The sequence below is a fragment of the Streptomyces sp. CRN 30 genome (assembly GCF_034105845.1).
On the sequence record NZ_JAVRHI010000145.1, the window covers coordinates 1 to 5337 of the forward strand.

The 5337-nt window shown below is 73.4% G+C and carries 4 protein-coding genes and 1 pseudogene; 1 reads left to right on the forward strand and 4 read right to left on the reverse strand.

All coding sequences use genetic code 11. The features are described 5' to 3' along the window. The 3 genes from UW392_RS13880 to UW392_RS13890 all read right to left on the reverse strand — a co-directional run. Window positions 1-1315 (reverse strand): ATP-binding protein (locus UW392_RS13880; protein WP_320775267.1); only part of this gene is annotated, 1315 nt, incomplete at its 3' end. 434 nt (window positions 1316-1749) lie between these two features. Then, window positions 1750-2955, reverse strand: a complete 1206-nt coding sequence (locus UW392_RS13885; RefSeq protein ID WP_320775268.1) for an MFS transporter — start codon at window positions 2953-2955, stop codon at window positions 1750-1752. A 94-nt stretch (window positions 2956-3049) separates the two neighbouring features. After that, entirely contained in the window at window positions 3050-3502 is a 453-nt protein-coding gene (locus UW392_RS13890; RefSeq protein WP_320775269.1) for a carboxymuconolactone decarboxylase family protein, read from the reverse strand. 46 nt (window positions 3503-3548) lie between these two features. Between UW392_RS13890 and UW392_RS13895 the strand changes: the two genes are divergently transcribed. Next, window positions 3549-4997 carry a PLP-dependent aminotransferase family protein gene (locus UW392_RS13895; protein WP_320775270.1) on the forward strand — a complete coding sequence of 483 codons (1449 nt, stop codon included), beginning with the start codon at window positions 3549-3551 and terminating at the stop codon, window positions 4995-4997. Between the two features lie 65 nt (window positions 4998-5062). On the opposite strand, the pseudogene UW392_RS13900 reads toward UW392_RS13895, so the two are convergent. Further along, window positions 5063-5337 (reverse strand): annotated as a pseudogene (locus UW392_RS13900) (MBL fold metallo-hydrolase); the annotation flags it as partial.

The following is a 5337-nucleotide window of genomic DNA, read 5'->3' on the forward strand; positions in this document are numbered from 1 at the left end:
CGGGCGGTGGCGCGGGGGCGGGCTCCGGGACGGCGGACCACTTCGGCGGCCGCCGGGCGCCCGGTGCCGGCCGGGGCTGCTCCCGCGGCACCTCGTCCGGCTCGCCGCCTTCCGTGCCGAGCAGCGCCTCGGGCACGACGAGCACGGCCTGGACGCCGCCGTAGATGTTGGCCTGCAGCCGTACGTGGATGCCGTGCCGCCGGGCGAGCTGGGAGACCACGAACAGGCCGATGCGGCCGTCCTGCAGCAGGCTCGCGACGTTCACCTGGTCGGGGTCGGCGAGCAGGGCGTTCATCCGGTCCTGTTCGCCGGCCGGCATGCCGAGGCCGCGGTCCTCGACCTCCACCGCGAGTCCGGAGGTGACGAGGCCGGCGCGGAGCAGCACCTGGGTGTGCGGGGCGGAGAACACGGTGGCGTTCTCGACGAGTTCGGCGAGGAGGTGGATGACGTCGGACACGGCGTGGCCGCGCACGGTGCCGTCGATCGGGGGCACCAGCTTGACCCGTGAGTACTGCTCGACCTCCGCGATCGCGGAGCGCAGCACCTCGGTCATGGAGACGGGGTGGCTCCACTGGCGGCGGGAGACGGCGCCGCCGAGGACGGCGAGGTTCTCGGCGTGGCGGCGGATGCGGGTGGCCAGGTGGTCGACGTGGAAGAGGCCCTTGAGCAGGTCCGGGTCCTCGATCTCGTGTTCCAGCTCGTCGAGGATCGAGATCTCGCGGTGCACCAGGGACTGCAGGCGCCGGGCGAGGTTGACGAAGACCTCGACCTTCTGTTCGCTGCCCGTCCGGCTGGAGAGCTGGGCGGCGTGGACGACGGCGCCGACGGCGGCCTCGTGCGCCTGCGCGAGGTCGGCCGCGAGCAGGTCGAACTCGTCGGCGTGCGCCGGGGGTCCGGTGCGCGGCGTCCGCGCGGGTGGGCCCTCGCCCCGGCGCAGCGCCTCGACGAGGGTCCGCAGGTCGGCCTCGCCGCGGGCGCTGGCGCGGCGCAGGGCGACGAGGCGCGCGCGTACGGACTTGGCGGTGCGGTCGGCGGCCACGGCGGCGATCACGATGCCCGCGAGGGCGACGCCGACGGCTCCGGCGAGCACGGCCCACAGGGTGGGGCCGGGGGGCGCTCCGGTGGAGCGGACGGTGAACAGCACCGCCGCGCAGGCGCTGAGGGCCACCGCCACGGGGGGCAGGACCGCGAGACGCAGGAGCTGCGGGCGTATCGCCGTCTCGGTCAGGGGGGAGGTGGAGCGGGCGACCGGCCGTCCGTGCCGGCCGCCCTCACGGCGGTCTGCGCGGGTGGCCGGTGCGCGAAGGTGAGACATCGGTGTCCTCGTACTGGTGCGTCGGGGGCGTGGGGGCTCCCGCGTCTGCGCGACCCGGGCGTGCGCCATCGCGTGCCGGTCGAGAGAGCCGAAGATTTCGGCCCGGTGTCGCCCGACAGCAACGCACAGTAGTCGGCAACCCATCAGGTGCGGTGGTCAGTTGACAAAGTCCCCCGCACGGCTTTCCGCTCTGGTATGAGGTTTCGCACGACTGCCCGAGAATTCACCGGACACGCGTTCCCGTTGCGTGAAGAACTTCGATCGAAGCTGGTCAAAAGCGATCCGCACCCGCAACGGGGCCGAGGAGCGCGGGCTCCCGCTCCCCCGAGGACGCACGAGGACATGCGGAAGAGTCCGCGGGAATGTCCCGGTGAATTCACCTTGGCGGGTGTCAACTCCGGCCTCCGAGAGCCCTCCGCACGACGCCCCGAGCGTCACCCACTGTCATGGTCACGCTCTTGCCGGCCGAGAGCCACCGGTACGAGCAGGGCCAGGACGGCGAGGGCGGCGCCGATCCACAGCACGCTCGTGACGGCTAGGCCGTCGACGGCGAACCCGCCGAACAGCGCGCCCAGCGCGATGGAGAGGTTGAAGGTGGAGACGTACAGGGAGGAGGCGGCCTCCGTGGCCTCCGGCGCGGCGTCGAGGATCCAGGTCTGGAAGGTGACCGGCACCGCGCCGTAGCCCAGGCCCCACAGGATCAGGACGGCGCCCGCGGTGACGGCGTCGGTGTCGACCAGCGCGAGGAGCGTCATGGCCACGGTGAGCACCACGGCGATGCCCATGACGGTCTGCCGCAGCCGCTCGGCGACCAGGGCTCCGGCGATGAAGTTGCCGGTGATGCCGGCGATGCCGAAGGTGAGCAGCAGCGCGCCGATCATGTGGTCGCCGATGCCGTCGTCCTGGAGGATCGGCCGGACGAAAGTGTAGGCCAGGAAGTGCCCGGTGATCACCAGGAAGGTGATGGCGATCCCGGCCCGTACGCCCGCGTCGCCCTTGAGGACGCGGGGCAGTTCGGCGAACGAGACGGTCCGCTCGGCCGGCACCTTCGGCATGAGGAAGAGCATGCAGGCCAGGGCGATCAGGCCGAGGACGCCCACGGTGGCGAACGCGGTGCGCCAGCCGCTGAGGTCACCGATGACCGTGCCCGTGGGGACGCCCAGGACGGACGCGGTCTCGACGCCGCCGAAGATGACGGCGGTGGCCCGGGGGACGTGCTCGGCCGGCACCAGCCGCAGCGCGATGCCGCCGGCGACGGACCAGAAGCCGCCGACGCTGACGCCGATCAGGAAGCGGGCGGCCAGGACGACCGCGAAGCCGGTCGCGAAGGCCGAGGCCAGGTTGGCCAGGCCCATCAGACCGATGAGGATCACCAGCACGACACGGCGGTCGAGGTGACCGGTGGCCACGGTGACGACGGGCGCCGAGACGGCGGCGACCAGGCCCGGAACGGTCACCATCAGTCCCGCGGTGCCCTCGGAGACGTCGAGGGCGGCGCCGACCGGGGTGAGCAGTCCCACGGGCAGCAGTTCGGAGGTCATCAGGGAGAAGATGCCCAGGGTCACCGCCAGGACGGCGAGCCACCCCCTGACAGGTGAACGGCCGCCGGTGGCGGGCACCGGGGTGTCGACGGTGGTCACGGCTGCAGCAGCCCTTCCTGCGGGATACGGGTCATGGCATGCCACGGGCGGTGGCCCAGGTGGGTGGGCCACCGCCCGTGGGGGGACCGGTCGGTCACTCGGTACCGGGCGTCTTGCGCGTGGTGACGTTCATCCGGTTCCACGCGTTGACGGTGAAGATGAGGGTGATGAGCTGGGCGAGCTCCTTCTCCTCGAAGTGCTTCGCGGCCTCCTCGTACACCGCGTCCGAGACGCCCTGGGGCAGGAGGGTGACGGCCTCGGTCAGCGCGAGGGCGGCCCGCTCCTTCTCGGTGTAGAGGCTCGACTCGCGCCAGGCGGAGAGCTGGTAGATGCGCTCCTCCGTCTCACCCGCCTTGCGGGCGTCGGAGGTGTGGTAGTCGATGCAGTACGCGCAGTGGTTGACCTGGGAGGCACGGATCTGCACCAGCTCCAGCAGGACGGGGTCGAGCCCTTCGCGGGCGGCGGAGTCGAGGGCCAGGACGGCCTTGAAGACCTTGGGGGCGACGGCCGGGAAGTCCATGCGCTGCGGCACCTGAAACGTTGTCATGTCTCGACCCTAGGAGCGGTAACGACCCGGGGTAGGGTGCATTCCCGTGGAAGAAACGTGGGTCAATACCGCGGAGCCGGCGACCTCCGGACCGGGCCACGTGGCGGGCACCGACCTCCACCTGGAGCTGTCCGGGGAGGGAAGCACGCGCAGCCGGCTCATGCACGCCCTGCGCGAGTCCATCCGCTCCGGCCGGCTCGTCCCCGGCACCCGTCTGCCTCCCTACCGCAGCCTCGCCCAGGACCTGGGAATCGCCCGCAACACCGTCGCCGACGCCTACGCCGAACTCGTCCAGGAGGGCTGGCTCTCCGCCCGCCAGGGCTCCGGCACCCGGGTCGCCCGGCGTGCCGCTCCGCTCCACCCGGACCAGCGGCGCGGCCCGCAGCGCCGGACCCGCCGCCGCGTCCTGCACGACCTGATGCCCAGCTCGCCCGACGCGGCCGCCTTCCCGCGCGCCGCCTGGCTCACCTCCGCGCGCCGGGCCCTCGCCGCGGCCCCCAACGACGCCTTCGGCGTGGGTGATCCGCGTGGCAGGCCGGAGTTGCGCGAGGCACTCACGGCGTACCTGGCCCGCGCCAGGGGCGTGCGCACCGACCCCGACCGGATCGTGCTCTGCTCCGGGTTCGCCCATGCGCTGAGGCTGCTGGGCAGCGTGCTGGAGGGTCCGGTGGCGGTGGAGTCCTACGGACTGGGCTTCCACCGGGCCCTGTTGGAGGAGGCGGGCCTGCGCACCGTACCGCTGACGGTCGACTCCCACGGAGCCCGGATCGACGAGGTGCCGGACACCGGGGCCGGGGCCGTACTGCTCACCCCGGCGCACCAGTTCCCCACCGGGGGCCCGCTGCATCCGGAGCGCCGGGCGGCGGTCGTCGACTGGGCGCGCTCCCGTGGCGGGCTGCTCGTGGAGGACGACTACGACGGCGAGTTCCGCTACGACCGGCAGCCCGTCGGCGCCGTGCAGGGCCTCGATCCCGAACGGGTCGTCTACATCGGCTCGACCAGCAAGAGCCTGTCCCCGGCGCTGCGGCTCGGCTGGATGGTACTGCCCGGGTGGCTGGTCGACGACGTCCTCGCCGCCAAGGGAGCCCGGGAGCTGTGGTCGGGCGTCGTCGACCAGCTCACGCTCGCCGACTTCATCGCCTGCGGCGCCTACGACCGGCATCTGCGCCGCATGCGGCAGCACTACCGGCGCCGCCGCGACCTGCTCGCGCACACGCTCGCCGCACGCGCCCCGCACATCCGGGTCAGCGGTGTCGCGGCGGGGCTGCACGCCGTCCTCGAACTGCCCCGGAACACCGAGGACGCCGCCCTGCGCGCGGCCCGGCGGCAGGGGCTGGCCGTCGACGGGCTGCGCCCCTACCGCCACCCCGACAGCGCGATGCCACCGCGTGACGGGCTCGTCATCGGCTACGGCACCCCGCCGGACCACGCCTTCACAGCGGCCCTGGACGCCCTGTGCCTGGCGCTGCCGGGCCCTCCGCAGAACGACGGCTGACCGGCGGCCGCCCCCAACCTCACAGGGCAATACACCTAGCGCTCGCCCGCCAGGTCCAGGTCGCCCTAGGCGGCCCTGGTGCCGCCCGCCTCGGCCGGACCGTGCCGCGGTGGCGCGGCGGGTACGGCCGCCTCCCGCCACCAGGGGCTGGTGGGGAGCGGCCCGGACGGTTCGAAGGGCTCGCCGGGCCGGGGCAGGGCGACCACGGCGTCCGCCTCGCGGGCGGCGGCCACCGTCCCCTCGCCGGGCTCGTCCCAGGAGTGCAGCGCCAGGTTGAACGTGCCCCAGTGGATGGGGAGCATGACGCCGGACGGAGTGCCGCCCTGGAGGTCGACGTGGG